General features: G+C 71.9%; 10 protein-coding genes and 2 riboswitches. Of the genes, 2 read left to right on the plus strand and 8 right to left on the minus strand.

What is annotated here, in order from left to right:
* The 5 genes from NBZ83_RS18845 to NBZ83_RS18865 form a co-directional block, all read right to left on the minus strand.
* A partial coding sequence (locus tag NBZ83_RS18845) for a GGDEF domain-containing protein (protein ID WP_261575516.1) occupies positions 1–1,621 on the minus strand: 1,621 nt, incomplete at its 3' end.
* 472 nt (positions 1,622–2,093) lie between these two features.
* Complete coding sequence (locus NBZ83_RS18850; RefSeq protein WP_261566729.1) at positions 2,094–2,834, minus strand: FkbM family methyltransferase; 741 nt, start codon at positions 2,832–2,834, stop codon at positions 2,094–2,096.
* Positions 2,835–3,195: 361 nt separating this feature from the next.
* Positions 3,196–6,279, minus strand: a complete 3,084-nt coding sequence (gene gcvP, locus NBZ83_RS18855) for an aminomethyl-transferring glycine dehydrogenase (protein ID WP_261575517.1) — start codon at positions 6,277–6,279, stop codon at positions 3,196–3,198.
* A gap of 57 nt (positions 6,280–6,336) precedes the next feature.
* Positions 6,337–6,464: riboswitch (glycine riboswitch) on the minus strand.
* A riboswitch (glycine riboswitch) is annotated at positions 6,465–6,561 on the minus strand.
* A gap of 125 nt (positions 6,562–6,686) precedes the next feature.
* Positions 6,687–7,445 carry a PIG-L deacetylase family protein gene (locus NBZ83_RS18860; RefSeq protein ID WP_261566731.1) on the minus strand — a complete coding sequence of 253 codons (759 nt, stop codon included), beginning with the start codon at positions 7,443–7,445 and terminating at the stop codon, positions 6,687–6,689.
* A 106-nt stretch (positions 7,446–7,551) separates the two neighbouring features.
* Positions 7,552–7,734, minus strand: coding sequence for a hypothetical protein (locus NBZ83_RS18865; RefSeq protein ID WP_261556442.1), 183 nt, complete (start codon positions 7,732–7,734; stop codon positions 7,552–7,554).
* Between the two features lie 301 nt (positions 7,735–8,035).
* Here NBZ83_RS18865 and NBZ83_RS18870 point away from each other — a divergent pair, with 301 nt between their 5' ends.
* Positions 8,036–9,574, plus strand: a complete 1,539-nt coding sequence (locus tag NBZ83_RS18870; RefSeq protein ID WP_261566732.1) for a serine/threonine-protein kinase — start codon at positions 8,036–8,038, stop codon at positions 9,572–9,574.
* Here NBZ83_RS18870 and NBZ83_RS18875 read toward each other — a convergent pair.
* The 3 genes from NBZ83_RS18875 to NBZ83_RS18885 all read right to left on the minus strand — a co-directional run bounded on the left by NBZ83_RS18875 (position 9,565) and on the right by NBZ83_RS18885 (position 15,490).
* The gene (locus NBZ83_RS18875) at positions 9,565–12,234 is read right to left on the minus strand and encodes a transglutaminase-like domain-containing protein (protein WP_261575518.1); all 2,670 of its coding nucleotides are present in this window, start codon (positions 12,232–12,234) and stop codon (positions 9,565–9,567) included. The genes NBZ83_RS18870 and NBZ83_RS18875 overlap by 10 nt on opposite strands.
* Positions 12,201–13,820: a DUF58 domain-containing protein gene (locus NBZ83_RS18880; RefSeq protein WP_261566734.1), complete on the minus strand. Its 1,620-nt coding sequence runs from the start codon at positions 13,818–13,820 to the stop codon at positions 12,201–12,203. The genes NBZ83_RS18875 and NBZ83_RS18880 overlap by 34 nt, the downstream gene beginning before the upstream one ends.
* A 665-nt stretch (positions 13,821–14,485) precedes the next feature.
* Positions 14,486–15,490, minus strand: coding sequence for an AAA family ATPase (locus NBZ83_RS18885; protein WP_261566735.1), 1,005 nt, complete (start codon positions 15,488–15,490; stop codon positions 14,486–14,488).
* 875 nt (positions 15,491–16,365) lie between these two features.
* Here NBZ83_RS18885 and NBZ83_RS18890 point away from each other — a divergent pair.
* Positions 16,366–17,659: hypothetical protein (locus NBZ83_RS18890; protein ID WP_261575519.1), on the plus strand; the 1,294-nt coding region annotated here is incomplete at its 3' end.

The raw sequence follows: 17,659 nt of genomic DNA on the forward strand, positions 1-17,659 counted from the left end.
CACGAGTCGTCGTCGCCGTGGTCCCCGCGGTTCGTAGGGCGACTCCCCCCATCGGCATGCCGGCATCACCACCGCCGGGAACGGCGTTCCCCGCGCGGTCGCCCGCGCCGTGCCCCCGCGGGTCCGTCCCGACGGGCGGCCAGACGCCCTCGGTACCACCCGGCCGGGCGGGGACACCACCCGCCACGGTGCCCGCGCCGACGGGCGGGGCCGATCTGTCGGCGGCTGCAGCTGGCCAGCCGGCGGAGGCTGCCGCGGCCGACGCGGGCGGTGCCACCTCCACGGGTTCCCTGCCCACCCCGAGCCGTAGCCGCTCGGCGATGTCCGTCAGCGCGTCGCCCCGGACGTCCCTCGCAAGCAGCGCGAACTCCTCCCCCCCGTAGCGGGCCACGACATCCCCCGGGCGGGTCACCGTGAGCAGCCTTCTGGCCACCTCCGTGAGCACCTGGTCGCCGGCCGGATGGCCGAACCGGTCATTCACGGACTTGAAGTGGTCGACGTCGACGAGGAGCAGGCCCACCCTCGATCCGACCCTGCGAGCCCGCCGGGTGACGACCCGCATCTCGGCCTCCAGATATCGGCGACTCCGTAGCCCGGTCAGGCCATCTGTGATCGCGAGATGTCTCTGCTCGGCCTCCAGCCGGGCCATCCGGGCGATGATCAACAGCATGATCCCGGCGCTCACCATCGCGATCACGCGGACGTCGCGGAGATCGCCGCGTCCAGCCTGCACCCCGAGAACCATCGGCCCGACCAGTCCGACGCCGCACAATGCGGCCAACCGCAATCCGTCACGGACCGGCACCGCCGGCACCACCGCCGACTGGCCCGATCGGGCCAGCGAGGGATGGAGTACGGCGGCGACGAGGAGCAGGGCGCTCACCAGCCGGGCGGCATCCCCACCATCGATCGCCGTCCCGCCCGAACCGCCGATGCCCACGTCGCTCACGACGGCGTCACCGATGCGGGTGCAGACCTCGACGGCGTCCACCACCACGCTCACGAGCACCCCACCCGCCAGGAGAAGCAACGTGGCCGGGCGCTCGCCATCGCCCGCCGCGATTCGGACGGTCATACCGACGACCAACAGACCCGCCGCCGCGCACACCGCCGGGACGATCCCCGCCGCCGAAGCACCCCCGGTCCGCACCGCTGGTGCCACCAGATACACCCAGGACAGCAGGGCGGCCGCGGCGAGGAACATCGCGGTGTCCAGCAGGCTTGCCGCGTTCCGTCCGGGACCGCGCGCCCGCACCAGCACCGCCAGGCCCAGGACCAGCAGCGGATATCGGAGGAGCAGCAAGATGTCCGCCAACGTCACACCAACTGTGGCCGAGGACGTGCGGAGGGAGAGGGAGAGAGCCACGTCGGTTGCGGCCGAAAGAACCTGACTGCCCGCGAGGAGCATCCAGCCGCGCCGCGGGACGGGGGCGAGACCTCGCGGAACGACGAGCAGGGCAATGGCGGCCAACAGATCCGCCAGCAGGTACAACGCCGTCCGGACGTCGGGCCCGACACCTGCGATGGGCGGCAGGACGGATCCGACGGCCGCGACCAGCGCAGCACCGAGACAGACGATCCAGCCACGGCCCCGCCAGGCACGCCGCGGTGGGGCCGGCATCACCCAGTGGTTCGGAACGCGGAATTCGTTGACGATGCGAGAACGGCTGGCGGCGAACAGCCACTCCGGGGGGACCGGGCCATGAGTAGCCTCTCAGTTGACCGGACAGGTGGCACGGGTACCGGCCGCGTACGGCCGATGCCTCCTGGCGATCCACCAGCGGATCCGGCAGCTGCGGCGGCACCGCTGGCGTCCGGATGGCTCCGATGGGTCGATCACCGTGGCCTGCCGTGACCGTACCGAATCGTCGCTCTTCGTACACGATTGTTTGAGCCCTTGTAAGAACTCTTGTCCGGTTCTTGTTCTCGGCTTCCCAGGGACGGGCGCGTGCCCCACATACAAGGCACGCCGGCCCGCCACGGGGCAGGCGGCCCAGAGGGGACCGGGTCCGTTCGAGCCGCCCGTCGTGGTCGTCAGCCCTGGGCACCGAGACGAGGGCCGGCGGGGGACGAACAACCCCGGCGGACGATCGTCAGGGATGTGCGACGAAGTTGAAGCGGCGACCGGTCTCGAACGTGTCCCGGAACGTGGGCAGGGTGTACGGACCAACGCCGTCGAGGTCGAAGATCCGGAGCCCCAGATCACTGTCGACGAGGGTGTACATCTCATCTGCCGTCGTGCCGTAGTCGCGTGCCCCGGCGCCGAATTCGAACACCAGATGCGGTCGGCTGGCGGAGATCATTTTCTGGGCGCCGCGGAACACTCCGTACTCGGCGCCTTCGACGTCGACCTTGATGAGGGCCGGCCGGTAGTCCGCGGGCAACGCCTCGTCGAGGACCTCGACCTTCACCTCGATCTGCTCGACGTCCTCCGTGTTCGGCACCCGGTCGCGCAGCCCGCTGTACGCCGGTCGGCTACGGACGTAGGTGAAGGGCAGCATCCCGGGTGTGTCCGACAGCGCGGCCTGGCGCACCTGGACCATCGGGAAGTCGGTCGTCAGCGACGCCGCCATGTGCGGCAGCGGCTCGTAGGCGATGTGCCGTCCGCGCGGGGCGTGTCGCAGCATCGTCCGGAGCACGTCTCCCCGATGGGCGCCCACGTCGATGCAGTTCGAGTTCTCCCGCAACACGAACGACAGCAGCAATGCCAGATGGCGATCGTCATTACGATTGCGCCGGGCCGTCGGCGCGATGTTGTCGCGCACCAGCTTCAAGGCCGGACCGAGGCCTAAATCGACCGCCTTCCGGCGGAGCTGAGTCAGCTGCTTTTCCACCCGAGGATCCATCCGCCACAACCTTCCGTTGCCCCACCGGTGATCTGCCGGAGTGAATTAGACCCACACTCCACCACGGCAGCCGACCACCCACTATTAGGGGGACTCGATCAACGGTCAATAGCGGTGGTACCACCTTCTCGCCGCTACCAGCGGCCGGCCCGTCGAATTCTGCCGTAACGGAAGACTCGCGCCGCCTGACTCTCACGCCCAGGAAGGGTGCCCCCCGGCGGGGGACCCTCTCCGCCGAGATTAGTCCTTCCGGTTCGGCGCAATCCGGACTACCAGAGTCCGGATCACTCTCCCGTCACTTTCCGCAGCCGATCGGGTCATAGTGCCGATGTCGCGACGGCCCGCCGCCTCAACCGGCGGCGACGAGAACCGAGCCGTCCTCGGACGGCACGGCGAAGGACTCGACCGGCGGGCAGGTGCAGACCAGGTTGCGATCGCCGTACGCCCCGTCGATCCGACGCACCGGCGGCCAGTACTTGGCCGCCCGCAGCGAGGCCACCGGGTAGGCGGCGACGGACCGCGGATAAGGATGCGGCCATTCATCGGCGGTGACCATGTTGGCGGTGTGCGGGGCGTTGCACAACGGGTTGTCCGTGCGCGGCCAAGTCCCGTCGCCGACCCTGTCAGCCTCCGCACGAATCGCGATCATGGCATCGCAGAAGCGATCGATCTCGGCCAGATCCTCACTCTCGGTCGGTTCCACCATCAGGGTGCCGGTCACCGGGAAGGACATGGTCGGCGCGTGAAAACCGTAGTCGATGAGCCGCTTGGCCACATCGTCCACGGTGACCCCGGTGCCCTTCGTCAACGGCCGCAGGTCGAGAATGCATTCGTGCGCGACCAGTCCGCCGCGCCCGGCGTAGAGCACCGGATAGTGCGGACGAAGGCGGTGAGCGATGTAGTTGGCGTTCAGAACGGCGACCGAGGTGGCTTGGCGTAGGCCGTCCGCCCCCATCATCTGAATGTACGCCCAGGGAATCATCAGGATTCCGGCGGAGCCCCACGGCGACCCCGAGATGGGCCCGACCCCACTCACCGGCCCGGCCTCGGCCCGCAGTGGATGGTTCGGCAGGTAAGGCAGCAGCTTCTCGCCGACCGCGACCGGGCCGACCCCGGGACCGCCGCCGCCGTGCGGGATGCAGAACGTCTTGTGCAGGTTGAGATGGCTGACGTCGGCGCCGAACTGGCCTGGCTTCGCGAGCCCGACGAGCGCGTTGAGATTCGCGCCGTCGACGTAGACCAGCCCGCCGGCCTCGTGCACAATCGCGCACGCCTGCCCGATGCCTTCCTCGTAGACGCCATGCGTCGACGGATAGGTCACCATCAGCGCGGCGAGAACGTCCATGTTCGCCCGCGCCCGGAACGCCAGATCGTCGAGATCGACGTTTCCGTCGTTGTCACAGGCGACCACGACGACGCGCATGCCGGCCATCGCGGCGCTCGCCGCGTTCGTCCCGTGCGCGGAGGAGGGAATGAGGCAGACGTCGCGGACCGGGGCGCCGGGCACCGCATTGTCGCGGTGATAGGCGCGAATCGCCAGCAGGCCGGCGAGCTCCCCCTGGCTGCCGGCGTTCGGCTGCACCGAAACGCCCGCATATCCGGTGATCCGGGCCAGCCAGTCCTCCAGATCCCGGATCATCGTCAGGTATCCGCCAGCCTGGTCGAGGGGGGCAAACGGATGGATGTCGGCAAACTCCGGCCAGGTGACGGCGGCCATTTCGGTGGTCGCGTTCAGCTTCATCGTGCAGGATCCCAACGGGATCATGCCCCGGTCGAGGGCCAGGTCGAGGTCGGACAGCCGGCGCAGGTAGCGCAGCATCGCCGTCTCGGACCGGTGCTCATGGAAAACCGGGTGCTCCAGGTAGGAGTCGGTGCGCACCAGCTCGCCGGGCAGCGCCGTCGGAGCAGTTGGGCCCGTCAGACCCGTCAGACCCGTCACCTCGGCCGAGGCTGCCGCGGGCACCCCGAACGCCGCCCAGACCGCCCGCAGGTCCGCCTCCACGGTCGTCTCGTTGCAGGAGACCCCGACGTGGTCACCGTCGACGAGCCGCACGTTGACGCCGTGCGCCAGCGCCGCGGCCACCACCGCGGCGGCCCGGCCGGGCACCGCGGCGACGACGGTGTCGAAGAAGGCGTCGGCACCAATGGGCACACCGCCGGCCCGCAGTCCCTCCGCGAGCCGGACCGTAAGGCCGTGGATGCGCCGCGCGATCCCGGCGAGCCCCTGCGGACCGTGGTAAACGGCGTACATGGAGGCGAGCACGGCCGGCAGCACCTGGGCGGTGCAGATGTTGCTCGTCGCCTTCTCCCGGCGGATGTGCTGCTCGCGGGTCTGCAAGGTGAGCCGGTAGGCGGGCGCCCCATCGGCGTCGACCGACACCCCGACCAGCCGTCCGGGCAGGGACCGCTCCAGCCCCTTGCGGACCGCCAGATATCCGGCGTGCGGTCCACCGAACGACAGCGGCAACCCGAACCGCTGGGTGCTGCCGACGGCGATGTCGGCACCGAGCTCACCGGGCGAGCGCAGCAGCGCCAGCGCCAGCGGGTCGGCCGCGACCGTGACGACGATCCCCCGCTCGCGTGCCTCGACGATCACCGAACGCGGGTCGCGCAGCGCCCCACCCGGCCCCGGATACGACAGCAGCAGACCGAACGCCGAGTCCAGCACCTCCGCGGGCACCCCGGCGGCACCGTCCGCCGCGGGATCGCCCGCCGCCAGGCCGCCGGACAGGTCGGCGACGTGGACGGTCACGCCCAGCGCCTCCGCCCTGGTCGCCACAACCGCGATCGTCTGCGGGAGCGTGTCCGCATCGATGAGGAACGTCGCCCGAGACCCCTTCGCTGTGCGCAGCGCGATCTGCATCGCCTCGGCCGCGGCGGTCGGCTCGTCGAGCAGGGACGCTCCGGCCACCGCCAGTCCGGTCAGATCAGTGATCACCGTCTGGAAGTTGAGCAGTGCCTCCAGCCGGCCCTGGGAGATCTCCGGCTGATACGGCGTGTAAGCCGTGTACCAGGCGGGGTTCTCCAGGACGTTGCGCTGGATGACACCCGGCATCACCGCGGGGTGAAACCCCAGGCCGATCATGGAGGGCACCGGGCGGTTGTCGCGACCGAGCGCCCGAAGCGCCGCCAGAACCGCCGTCTCGTCGAGCGCGGCAGGCAACTCCAGGGAGCGGTCGTGGATGACGGCCGGCACCGCGGCATCGGTCAGCGCCCGCAGCGACTCCACCCCGAGCGCGGCGAGCATGAGCCGCTGGGCCTCGGTGTCCGGCCCGATGTGACGATCAACGAACTGCGGGTATGCCGCAGCCGGCAGTGACGGACGGTCATCACCCTTCGCGGGCCCGACCGGAGCCACCGGCCGGGTGGGCACGGCGACGACGGTGGTACCGACGGTGACGGAAGCGTCTTCGTGATCTGTGCCGTCATGCATGCTGGGCGCTCCGGAGGTCGGGCGACGACGACAACGGGGCCGACGCCGCGGCGGGCCTCCCCCTCTGTCATTGGCCTGAGAGCTTCACCGGGCGCCGCCGCCATGGGTCCGAGCCGAGAACCCGCGGACGACGACCGCGGCTTTCACCGTCGGCGGGACACCGGGATGTCCACTTTCCAGAGTTGCCTGACCCGGCGGTTGGGGGCCTGAGAGTTTATGGGGAGAGCTTGCTCCTTCGGCGTCCCGGCAGGTCGCGGCCCGGGACTCTCCCGCACGGGTGTGAGCGGCAGCAATATGCAGTTCGTTGCCCGCAGACTAGCCGCGATCGCGATCCCCGGCCACCTATCGCCCGATCGGGCCGGCCTTGGATGACCTCCGGTGGACGCCCCGTGCTGGGACGCCCCGCGCTAGACGAAGATCGTCTCGTAGGGGCGCAGTAGCCGGTCCAGCACCTGGGCCCCGAGAACCGTCGAGTCCGCCGGGTCGTCGGACAGCGGGGCGATCTGAGTGTGGTAGCAGTCGACGGCCCGCCGTTTGGCCTCCTGCGCCGGGATGGGCAGGGGCACCCTCCGAGCCCTCGCCCACGGCACCCTGGGGTCGTCCGGGACCGCCCAGTGCCAGGTCCAGACGGGGTATTCGAGCAGCCGGGCGCCGGCCCGTTCCGCCGCCAGCACCGCCGCACGTCCCGTTGCCTCATGGTCCGGATGGCGGTCCCCGGTGTACGTGGCCAGTACCCAGCAGTCGGTGGTGAGCAGCGGCCCCACCTGGTCGGCGAGCTCCGACTCATGCCCGGCGACCCGTCCGTCTCCCAGCCCGATCCGATGCACCGGCACCTGCGCCAGCCCCAGCTCGGCCAGTGCGGCATGCTGCTCGACGATCCGCCGACGAGCCAGCTCGGCCGGGGAGATCGTCGGCGAGCCGGGATGAGACGCGTCACCATCCGTCACCGCAACGACGGTGATCGCGGCGCCAAGCGCGTGCAGGCTGACCAGCAGCCCACCGACGCCGAGAACCTCATCGTCCGGATGGGGGGCCACGACGACCACACGAGGCGGCACGGCGGTCAGGTCGAGCTCCGGCCATTCCGGTTGCCAGGCCCGCCAGACCGATTCGGGGGTGCCGTCGGCGGTGAAGGGCCGGCCCGCTTCGGCGGTGTTCTCCTGCATCGCTCATCCATACGGGAACCGCCGACGGCCCGCACGGAAATCGGGCCCGACACCAACCGTGACGCCCGTCCCGGGCCAGGTGGCGATGCGTCCCGGCGGTGGCAGCTCAGTGCCGCAACACCTCGCTCTTGGCTGCCTCGGTGTCCGTCAGCGCGCCGTCCTTCTCCCGACGGAAGATCTCCTCGGCGGCCCGGTCCGACGAGGTCTGGCTGGCGACCTGCCTGGCCATCTCGTCGTTGGAGGTGCCCGCGCCGGCGGGCCTCGTCCGTCCCTTCATCGCCTGTGCCATGACTGCCTCCTCCTGTCGCCGGCTGCGATCAGCATGGCCCGACCGGCCACGGTCGCGGCCGTACCTCGACCCGCACGGCCCATTCCCACCGACCACCCATCTGAGAACTACCCGCCCGTCAGGGGCGGGAACCGGCGCGGACGGACTCGTCCGCGCCGCGCAGATGCCGACGAAATCGTCGGGGACAGCCCGTGTAGCGTGATCGTCCGGCCCGGTCCGACGGTGAGCCACATTCGCTGTCGCGGTGACGGGTCGGGAAGAGCCGAATGGGCCAGGAACGCCGACGGATGCGGGTAATCACGTGGAACCGGTGTTGATCGAGGGCTACCGCTCGTTCAGGACCATCGGACACGGCGGATTCAGCACGGTCTATCTCGCGGAACAGGAGATCTTCGACCGTCGTGTGGCGATCAAGGTGCTGCATTCCGATCTGAGCGATCCAGCCGCCGAACGCCGGTTCGTGCGGGAGTGCAGGGCCACCGGGCGGCTCACCGGCCATCCCCACATCATCACGGTGTTCGACGCCGGCACCACCCGGGATCATCGGCCGTACCTCACCATGGAGTACTTCTCCGCGGGGTCACTCGTGGACCTGCTGAGGAACAGCGGCCCGCTGCCGGTCGCGGAGGCGATCGCCCTGTGCATACCGGTCGCCGACGCCCTCGCCGAGGCGCATGGCCACGGCATCCTGCATCGGGATCTGAAGCCGGCGAACATCCTTCTTCGCCGGGCGGGTGATCCGGTTCTGACTGATTTCGGTATCGCAAGCATCACCGAGGGGATGGAAGCTGCGACGATCTCCGCCGCCTTCACCCCCGGCTACGCCGCCCCCGAGGTCCTGCTCGGCGAGAATCCCGAGATACCGGCCGACATCTTCGCCCTCGGCGCGACCCTGTTCACCCTCATCAGCGGAACCCCGCCGTTTCCGGGACGGGTTCCGACCCAGATACTGCAGCGCATTCTCGACGGGGACATCGCACCGGTGCCCCGGGGCGATGTGCCACCCGCGCTGCACGATCTGCTGGCCTGGACTCTCATGGCCCGGCCGGACCAGCGGCCGAGTTCCGCCCGTGAGGTCGCGGACGCGCTGACACACCTGGTTCCCCCACCCGTCCGGATGCAGTCACATCGCGGACAGGCCGCCCCGCCCGGGCCGAGGGATCTCCCGGGAGTCACGGCGCCGGCCTCGGCGCCGGGTCCTCGAGGTAAGCGACGGCGCTGGACGCTGCTCACCGCCCCGGCCGCGATCCTCGCCGTGGTCGTCGTGGTGTTGGCGGTCCTGCTGACTCGGGCTCCGGCGACGCCGGGCCGCAGGGATCCGGCCGGCCCGATCGCGAGCCCGCGTTCCGGCCCGGCGGGCGGCGCTGCCAGCGCCGCGGCCGGCCCGGCCCCGCCACCCGCCGCGGCCGGCTCCGGGACGCGGCCTGTCGTGCCGGTACCGCCAGGGCCCGGCCTCGACTCGGGCACATCGTGCACCGCCCGATCGGACTCGATCACCGATTACCTCGGGCGAGTCTGGCGGGCGCGCCACGATTGCGCATCCATTGCGGGGTCCCCCGTCTACGCCAACGTGGCCGTCGGTACCAGGGCCAGGCTGGACGACTCGGGCTACATGGACAAAGCATCGACCGTCTGGGTGATCTGCCAGCTCGACGGCCGGCCCAATCCGATGATCCACGGCAGGGTGAATACCTGGTGGCTATACACCCAGGGCGATGCCACCCGGACGAACCTCGCCGGCTACCGCAAGGGCTGGGGCTATCTGCCGGCCGCCGCGGTGAGCGGCGGCGGGGGCAACAAGCCCGTTGCGGGGGTACCGACCTGCTCGGGCTACCTGTAGTCCCCGCCGATCATGGCCCGTTCGGGGACGCCGGATTCGCCTGGCTCCGCCGATCGATGGGCGGCGCGGTGGGGAGCCGGCGCTGTCCGCCGCAACCTGCGCAGCTCGGTGCGGACCGTGCGCGGCGAGATCCGCCGGCCGAGCCGGCGATGGCGTGAGACGACGCGGCGGACCGCCCGTTCGAGCCCGTCGAGCAGTCGCCACGCCTCGTCGGCCGCGCGCCGACCGGACGCCTCATCCCACCGGCCGGTGGTGCCGTCGTCGAACAGGGCGAGGGTGGCGAGATCGGCCAGCCCACGCAGGGCGGTGCGGCCGGCGTCGTCGAGCAGGTCCGCCGCGAGGAGCACGACCTCGCTCGGGCTGGCCGCCCGCGGCATCGGCCGCTCGGCGTCGGCGAACATCTCGATGGCCCGCTGCCAGGCGGCGACGATCCGCGCTCTGCTGCCGTTCCCGCCCCGTCGTATCCGCCGGTGGCGTGCGATCGGCAGCAGCCAGCCCAGAAGAAGACAGCCGAGCAGGGCAGCTACTGCCGCAGCCGCGGCCGTCCGAAGGACGACCACCGCCCAGCCGGGGGATCCCGGCCACCGGTCACCAGACCAAGCCGGGCGGTCTCCCGACAGGGTGGCACCCGCCCGACTGGGCGGTGCCGAAACGGTGGTGCGCAGCACCTCCTCCACCAGTGACGTCTGTGCGGAGGACTCGCCCTGCGTGGAGCCGGCCACCGCTGCGCCGCGTGCGTCCCCCGCTCGGGGGGTGGGGAAGAAAGGCAGCCATCCGGCGCCGTCGAAGTTGACCTCCGCCCAGGCCAGGGCGTCCGCGCCACGGATCGTGCGGGTCACGGCATGCGGATCGGCGGCGGTGAATCCGACGACGAGGCGGGCGGGCAGACCCAGCAGCCTCGCCGCGAGGACGAACGTCGTCGCGAACTGCTCGGAGGTGCCGCGTCGAGTCTGTCCGAGGAAGTGATCGATGTGGGCGAGCGAATGCCCGGCGGGCACGGTGGGATCGAAGCTGAAGGTCGCCATCAGGTACTGGCGCAGCAACGCGGCCCGCTGGTAGGGCGGCACGCCGCCTTCGGTGGCGACCGAGGCCAGTTCTCGCAGCACCGGCGGGACCTCGTCGGGCAGCGCAAGGTAGGGAGCGTTGGTCGGCGTCGCGGAGACGGTGAGAGCGAGCAGTCTGTCAGCGGTCATGGCGGCCTGCGGGGTGGAGACAAGGCGCAGCCGGTTGCCGGGGTGCAGCGACGCGGTTCGCACGAGTGTGCCGTCGTCGGGATCGACCGCGAAACGGCCCGCCGGCTCCTCTGCAGTCGCCGTGGAGCCACCCGGGTCGGCAGGAGGGGTCGATTCCGCGCCGGCGCTGGGGACCACGGTGAACTGGTCGAGCCGCGCGAGGGCGGGCACAAGATCTCCGCCGAGGTCGGCGATGGTCAGGTCCTGGGTGACCGGTGTGGACGGGTGAGCGCCGCCCCGATCCGCGCCGCGACCGGCCTGTCCCCCGATCTCCCGTCCCGCGGGCAGGTAACGGCCGCTCATGGACCAGGTGGCGCCGTCGTAGGAGTCGAGGACGGCGAGCCGCAGCGCGACCGGCCCCGCCGGCAGCGGAGTCAGACCCACCCGGAACAGAATCTGGTCGGGATAGGCGGTCCAGCCGGCGAGGCGGCTCAGGGGGTTGAGAGCGGCGAGCGGTACCGGCGCGATCGTGCGGTGGTTACGCGGGTCGACGGGCGGTTGCCCACCCAGCCCGATCGGACCACCACTCGCCAGTGCCAGACCGGCGCCGACGACTACGCCCACAGCGACGGTCGATCGCGCCGCGCGTCGAAGCGCCGTCAAGCCTCGCGGGCCGGCCGTGGGCAGCAGACCTGGCCCGGATCGGGGGGACGCCGGCTGCCCCCCCATGGCGCCGCCCGGCCTGGCTGGACCGGCCGAGGCCGCCGCGGACCCTTCCTGCGAGCGGGACCGACCACTTCCGCGGACCCGGACGAGGATCGCGGCCAGCGCGGCGAACACGGCGGCGAGCGGTGCGTCCGATCCCGGCACGGGGGCTGCGTAGGCGACCGCGGCGACCAGGACGAGGGCAGCGGGCAACGCGGGCAGGAGCCGGGCTCTGGTACGGATGACGAGCTCCACGCCGACCGCGGCGGCCAGCCAGGTCAGCGCCACGGGTACGAGCAGGAGAGCCCCATCGGGCGGCGCCGGGATGGCCGTGTCCAACAGCCGCGCCCATCCGCTGAGGACACCCGAACGGACTAGAGACAGCCGCGCCCAGAACCCCCCGGCGCCGGTCCCGACCGTGCAGGCGGCCCAGATCACGAACCCCCCGCTCCAGGCTGCGACCGTCCCGGCGAGGGGCAACGGCCGGCGTCGCGCACCCAGCGCCGCGGTGAGGATCACGGGCACGACCGCGGCGACCGGGATGATCACCTGCAGATCGTGGGTGGTGAAGACCCGGCGGAACCCGAACCCGCCGACGCATGCGAGTCCCGCCACCACGACCAGCGCTGCCAGGCGAGTCCGTACCGGCTCCTCCGGGCGAAGGGGATGGTCGACCCCGACGACGTGTCCTGCGCCCGCGCCGGCGGCCGAACGCATGGCCTCGTCGGACAGTCCACCGGTATCCGTCATCATCTGCCCGTCCGCGGGGTTCCCCGCGGCCATCGCGGGTTCCGTTCGCCGGTCGGCCAGTGGTCGGCAAGCGCATCGGCGTCGGGGACGTCGATCACCGTCAGCCGGCCGGCCGCCCGCAGGGTGGTTCCGTCAAGACGTGTACCGCTGGTGGGAACGGTGCCGCCCAGGACGCCGATCCCCACCACCCGGCCGGGCGACGCGGTCCGCAGGCGGGCCCGGTCGGAGGAGTCGCGCCGGTCGACGGCCCGGGCGGCGGCCTGGCTGCGGGGGCCCACCCGGACCAGGACGACGCGCCCGTACGCATGGGCCACCGCGGCGAGTGCGGCCAGCGACTGTCGGTCGAAACCGCCGGTGACGAGCACCAGCGTGCCGAGCCCGCCGCGCCGCAGCGTCGCGACGATGTCCAGCGAGGCGGTGTCGTCCAGCCGAACGCCCGCCAGCTCGTCCATCAGCACGTCGGCGTCCCGGCGGCGGCGCCGGCCCGCCACCCGTAGCCCGGCGGTCGTCACGAGCCGGACCCCGAACGCCTCCTGCGCGCAGGTCATCACTGCGGCGGCGGCGATGTCCACGGCCTCCTCGAACGTGGCGACGCCGACCCGGCCGGGCGGGTAGGCGGCTGGCCGGGTGTCGAGGACGACGGTGGCGGCCGGCTCGCTCGGATCGACGTGGGTGCGGACCATCAGTTCGCCCGCCCTCGCGCTGGACGCCCAGTGCACGAGGCGGAGATCCTCACCGGGCGTGTACCTCCGCAGGGTGTGGATCTCCAGTCCCCCGGTCGAGCCCCGTCCGGTCTGCCCGTCCGGGTCACGCGAGGGTGCGGAGGACAGGGGCGCCAGCGGCCGGGTCCGCGGTCGGACGTGCAGGGTGTCGACCGCCGGCAGCCGTTGCCGGCGCCGGGCGAGCCCGAACGGATCCGATCTGATCACCTCGACGGGGCCCAGCCGGACCACACCGCGCCGGCTGGTGTCCAGGGCCAATTCGAACGTCCGGTGACCCGAGCCGGCCAGCCGGGGAACCGAGACGGGCACGACCGCGCCCGGCGAGTCCAGCCCGTCCGGAGGATACGAATCTGCGGCACCGGCAGCGGCGCGATCACCGGCGCCGGAGCCCTCGGCCGCAGTGGAGTCGGCGGGGTGCAGGACGTCCGCAGCCCGTGACGGGTGGCCACCGGGCGCGCTGCCACCGGCGCGCGGACCACCCGGGCGCGGACCACCCGGGCGCGCTGGTGGAAGGGGATGTACGCGGGCGGTACCGCCCGGCGCACGCCGTTCCCACCAGGTTTCCACCAGATCCGACGCGGCCAGTAGCCGCCCGACACGGGGGGCGCCCGGCACCGGTCGATCCGGACGGACGGCGACAGGGCCATGCGGCAGGTGCAGGGTGAACGGCGGAGAGGGCCACCTGGACAGGTTGCGGACCGTGACAGACAGCGTGGCAGGCTCGCCCCGGGTGACCCGTCGGGGCGATACACGGACCGCTACCGACACCCGCGGGCGGCGAACGGCCGTGACGGCCGCAAGACCCATCGCCGCGGCCCCCGCCCCGCCCAACACCGCCAGCTCCGCGTATCGCAGCACCCGGGAACCCAGCAGCAGGACTGCCACGGTGACGCACATCCCCCATCCCAGCGGGGTGACCCCCAGACGCGCCCTTCCCGGCGATTCACCGCTCCCCACGGGGCCGCGATCATCCGACGGCCGCCCATGGTCCACCTGAGACGCAACGCCTCGGGGTCCAGACCGATCGGGCGCCCCGCGTCCGGATTCCGACGCGCCCGAGCTCGACGCGACGGGATCCGACGCGAGGGAATCCGACGCGACGGGATCCGAAACGACGGGATCCGAAACGACGGGTCCGAATCGGTCCGGCGCTGGCCAGTCCGCCGTGACCAGGTCCGATCCGGCCGTCCCGGCCCGGTCGGGCCCCACGGGTACGGCCTTTGAGGGGGCCGAGCCGATGGGGGTGAAGCGCATCCGCTCACCGGCGTCCGAACTGGACGGGGCCGCCCGCCGGCTCGTCGGGGCGCTCCGTCCGCCCGCCGCGGCCGACGGCGGGACCGGTGGGCGATGACGCTCCCCGAGCCCACGCACGGCCGGCCCCGGTTCGGACCGGCCCGGCGCGGGCCCGCCCGTTCGTCGTCGCATGCCCCGGGCTAGGGAGGCCGCAGACGGGGATACCGAGACGGACAGGGCCGTGGTCGCGGTGTCCGTGTCGATGACCGGTGGCAGCCGGCGGTCGGCCCGATCGCCGCCACGGGGTCGGTCGTCGAGGGGCGCCACGATCAGATTCCGACGAGCCGGCGCGGTGACGGCACCGTCTGCAGGATCTCGTCGACGACGTCCTCGGCGATGACGCGCCGCAGCTCGGCCTCCGGGCTGAGGACCAGGCGATGTGCCAGGACCGAGCCGGCCACCGCCTTGACGTCGTCGGGCGTGGCGAACACCCGGGCATGCGCGGCGGCCCGGACCTGGACGGCGCGCAGCAACGCGATGCTGCCCCGTGGGCTCGCCCCCAGTCGGACGATGTCGGGGATGGCCCGTGTGGCCGCCACCAGGTCCACGAGGTAGCGGCGCAGCGCCGGCGCGACGTGGACGGCGAACGTCTGGGCCGCGCGGGCCACCACGTCCTCCGCCCGCATCACCGGCCTCAGATCCTCGATTCGCCGTCCCACCTGCCGTCCTTCGAGGATCTCCAGCTCGGCGTCGATCGACGGGTACCCCATCCGCAGCCGCATGAGGAACCGGTCCAGTTGGGCCTCGGGAAGGCTGTACGTCCCATCCATGTCGATCGGGTTCTGCGTCGCCACGACCATGAACGGGCGGGGCACGGGATAGCCCGTGCCATCGGCGGTGATCCGGCCCTCCTCCATCACCTCCAGCAGGGCCGACTGCGTCTTCGGCGAGGCACGGTTGATCTCGTCGCCGATGACGAGGTTGGCGAAGACGGGTCCGGGGCGGAAGCCGAACTCGTTGGCGCGCTGGTCGTACACCATCGTCCCGGTGATGTCCGCCGGCAGCAGGTCCGGCGTGAACTGAATGCGGTGGCAGCCGGCATTGACCGAGGCCGCCAGGCTGCGGGCCAGGGAGGTCTTTCCCAGGCCCGGCACGTCCTCGATGAGCAGGTGCCCCTCGGCGAACAGGCAGATCGTCGCGAGCTCGACGGCCTCTCGTTTGCCCCGGATGACCTTTTCGACATTCGCGACGACGTCGTGGAAGGCGGCCGAGAACGCGGCCACGCCCGACTGGTCGCCGCGCAGGTGGTCGCGGTCGTCGGTTCTTTTTGTCATGCCCTGCCTCCTGGTCCGGTCGGGGTAGGGAACGCTGACCGTCCTCGCCGTGTGGGCTGGCTTGTCATCACCGGGTCGGGCTCCTCCTCGTCAGGACCAGATCGGGCTGGTGCGGTCGGGCGGGGTGCGAGTCGGGAGGCGGACCGTGCCGGGCGAGGGGGCGACCGGCCCGGTCCGCCCACGGGCGGCGGGGAGATCCGCCCGGGAACGGTGACTGTGGCGGCCGTCGCCGACACGGAGGCGATCCGTTCCGCTGCGGTAGACGACGGGCACCCCCGTTTCGTTGTGTCCTAGCCCGGATTAGTTGTTGATCTGGTGGTGTGGGGGGCCGCAGTGGGATGCACGCGCCGCACCGGCATCGACCTGCTGCGCGATCAGCCGTCGGCGATGTCACGAAAGGCATCAGTCGCGTCGCAACCTGTCCGGGGGGCGCCGCGTCTTACCTAACAAGAGGGATGACTCGACCGGTTGGTCCATCCAGGAAAAGCCAACGTGGACACATGAACATCAACAGTCTCCCGCGCGCCGTTGGGTTGAGTGCGCGGGATGCGGTGAGCGCTGTACCCCTCCCGCGGCGCTCCCCCACGGTGTCTGTGTGGGCGGGCGGGTGGCACGCCCACACAGACACCGACCCCGTTCGAGCCGTCCGCTCCACCAGGTGAGTCCGCTCCACCAGGTGAGTCCGCTCCACCAGGTGAGTCCGGCCCGTTCGGGCGGCGCGCGGCCTTCTTCTCGGTCGGCTCGGTCGGCTCGGTCGGCTCGGTCGGCTGCAATTCAGAACACGCGTCTGATCAGGAAAGCGGGATCAAACCATCTCTGCATTCGGTCAGCGGCTGCGTCGCGTCATCACCGCGGCGGCCGGGGCGGCGCTGTGCGTGGGAGCCGGCCTGGCCGCTGCCGCGCCCGGAACTCCTCCGCTCATCTTCGACCTCACCAGCGGCGGCGTCTGGCTGACGAGCGAGTCGGCCGGAACCGTCACGCACCTGCAGAGCACGACCGGGCGGGCGGACGCGGCCGTCACCGTTCCCGGCGCGGTCGGGCATCGGCTGTCCGTTCTGCGCAACGGCCCCGATCTCCTCGTCTGCGACGCGGACGCCGGCCTGCTCCACCTGATCGAACCGCAGCGCCTTGCCCCGGCACGCACGGCCACGCTGCGTCCCGGAACGACGGTGACCGCCGCGAACGGGGTGGTTTACGCCGTCGATGGTGCGAGCGGGCGGGTGCAACGTTTGGACGGACGGTTGCTGACCGGTCTGGGACCGGTCGTCGACCTCGGCGGAGCGCTTGGTGCCGTCGCCCAATCGGTGGATGGAACGCTGTGGGCGCCCGTCCGCACCAGCGGCTCCGTGGTCATGATCCGCGACGGTGTGGCGTCGCCCCCGATCCCCGTCGCCCGACCGGACCATCAGATCGACGTGGTGCTGGCCCATGATCACCCGGTGGTCGTCGACGGTACGACCGGGACGGCGATCCCGATCACCGGCGACCGGCCCGGTCAGCAGACTGCGCTGCCAGTGACCCTGACCACCGCGTCCACGGGGCCGCCGGTCGCAGTGATTGCGGCGGCAGCGGTCGAGCGGAGCACTGTCCCCGTCCTCGACACGGTTGCCGGGCGGCTCCTGCTCGCCGACGTCCACGGGGGCGAGGTCACCGTGCATGATCTGCCAACCCGGCCGGGTGGTGGAAGGGTCCAGCTCGGGGAGGGCACGGCCCGACCGGGGGGAGGCCCCGCCCAGCCAGGTGGCGGACCGGCCCGACCGGGGGGCGGGGACGACTCGGTCTCCACCGACCCTGCAGCTGCGTCCGCGGCCGCAGCCGGCCTTCCCGACATCGAACGACCGGCAGGAGGAGACGAGGACGGCGGCCCGCCAGCTCCACGTCGACTCGGCCCGCCGACCTGGCATGACGGAGCGGTCTACATTCCGGACCAGGATGCCCGGATGGTCTGGGTCTTCGATACCCGTACCGGCGGCTTCACCGCGCCGATCGTCGTCCCGGGGATTCCCCCGGGGCCGGGGACGGGTGCCGCCCGGATCACCGTGACCGCCGAGGGCGACCAGGTGTGGGTGAACGATCCGGCCGGTCCCGACGCCGTGCTCATCGACGGCGCGCGGCGGGCGACGGTGGCCAAGCGACCGTCCGGACTGCCGGGTCAGACCGGCACGACCC

The sequence above is a fragment of the Frankia gtarii genome, assembly GCF_025403375.1.
GTDB lineage: Bacteria > Actinomycetota > Actinomycetes > Frankiales > Frankiaceae > Frankia > Frankia gtarii.

Excerpts from the sequence above, each read along its gene's own strand:
- NBZ83_RS18885 (WP_261566735.1), bottom strand. The coding sequence starts at position 15,490 with ATGACAAAAAGAACCGACGACCGCGACCACCTGCGCGGCGACCAGTCG.
- NBZ83_RS18865 (WP_261556442.1), bottom strand. The coding sequence starts at position 7,734 with ATGGCACAGGCGATGAAGGGACGGACGAGGCCCGCCGGCGCGGGCACC.
- NBZ83_RS18875 (WP_261575518.1), bottom strand. The coding sequence starts at position 12,234 with ATGGCCGCGGGGAACCCCGCGGACGGGCAGATGATGACGGATACCGGT.
- gcvP (WP_261575517.1), bottom strand. The coding sequence starts at position 6,279 with ATGCATGACGGCACAGATCACGAAGACGCTTCCGTCACCGTCGGTACC.
- NBZ83_RS18860 (WP_261566731.1), bottom strand. The coding sequence starts at position 7,445 with ATGCAGGAGAACACCGCCGAAGCGGGCCGGCCCTTCACCGCCGACGGC.
- NBZ83_RS18880 (WP_261566734.1), bottom strand. The coding sequence starts at position 13,820 with ATGTGCGTCACCGTGGCAGTCCTGCTGCTGGGTTCCCGGGTGCTGCGA.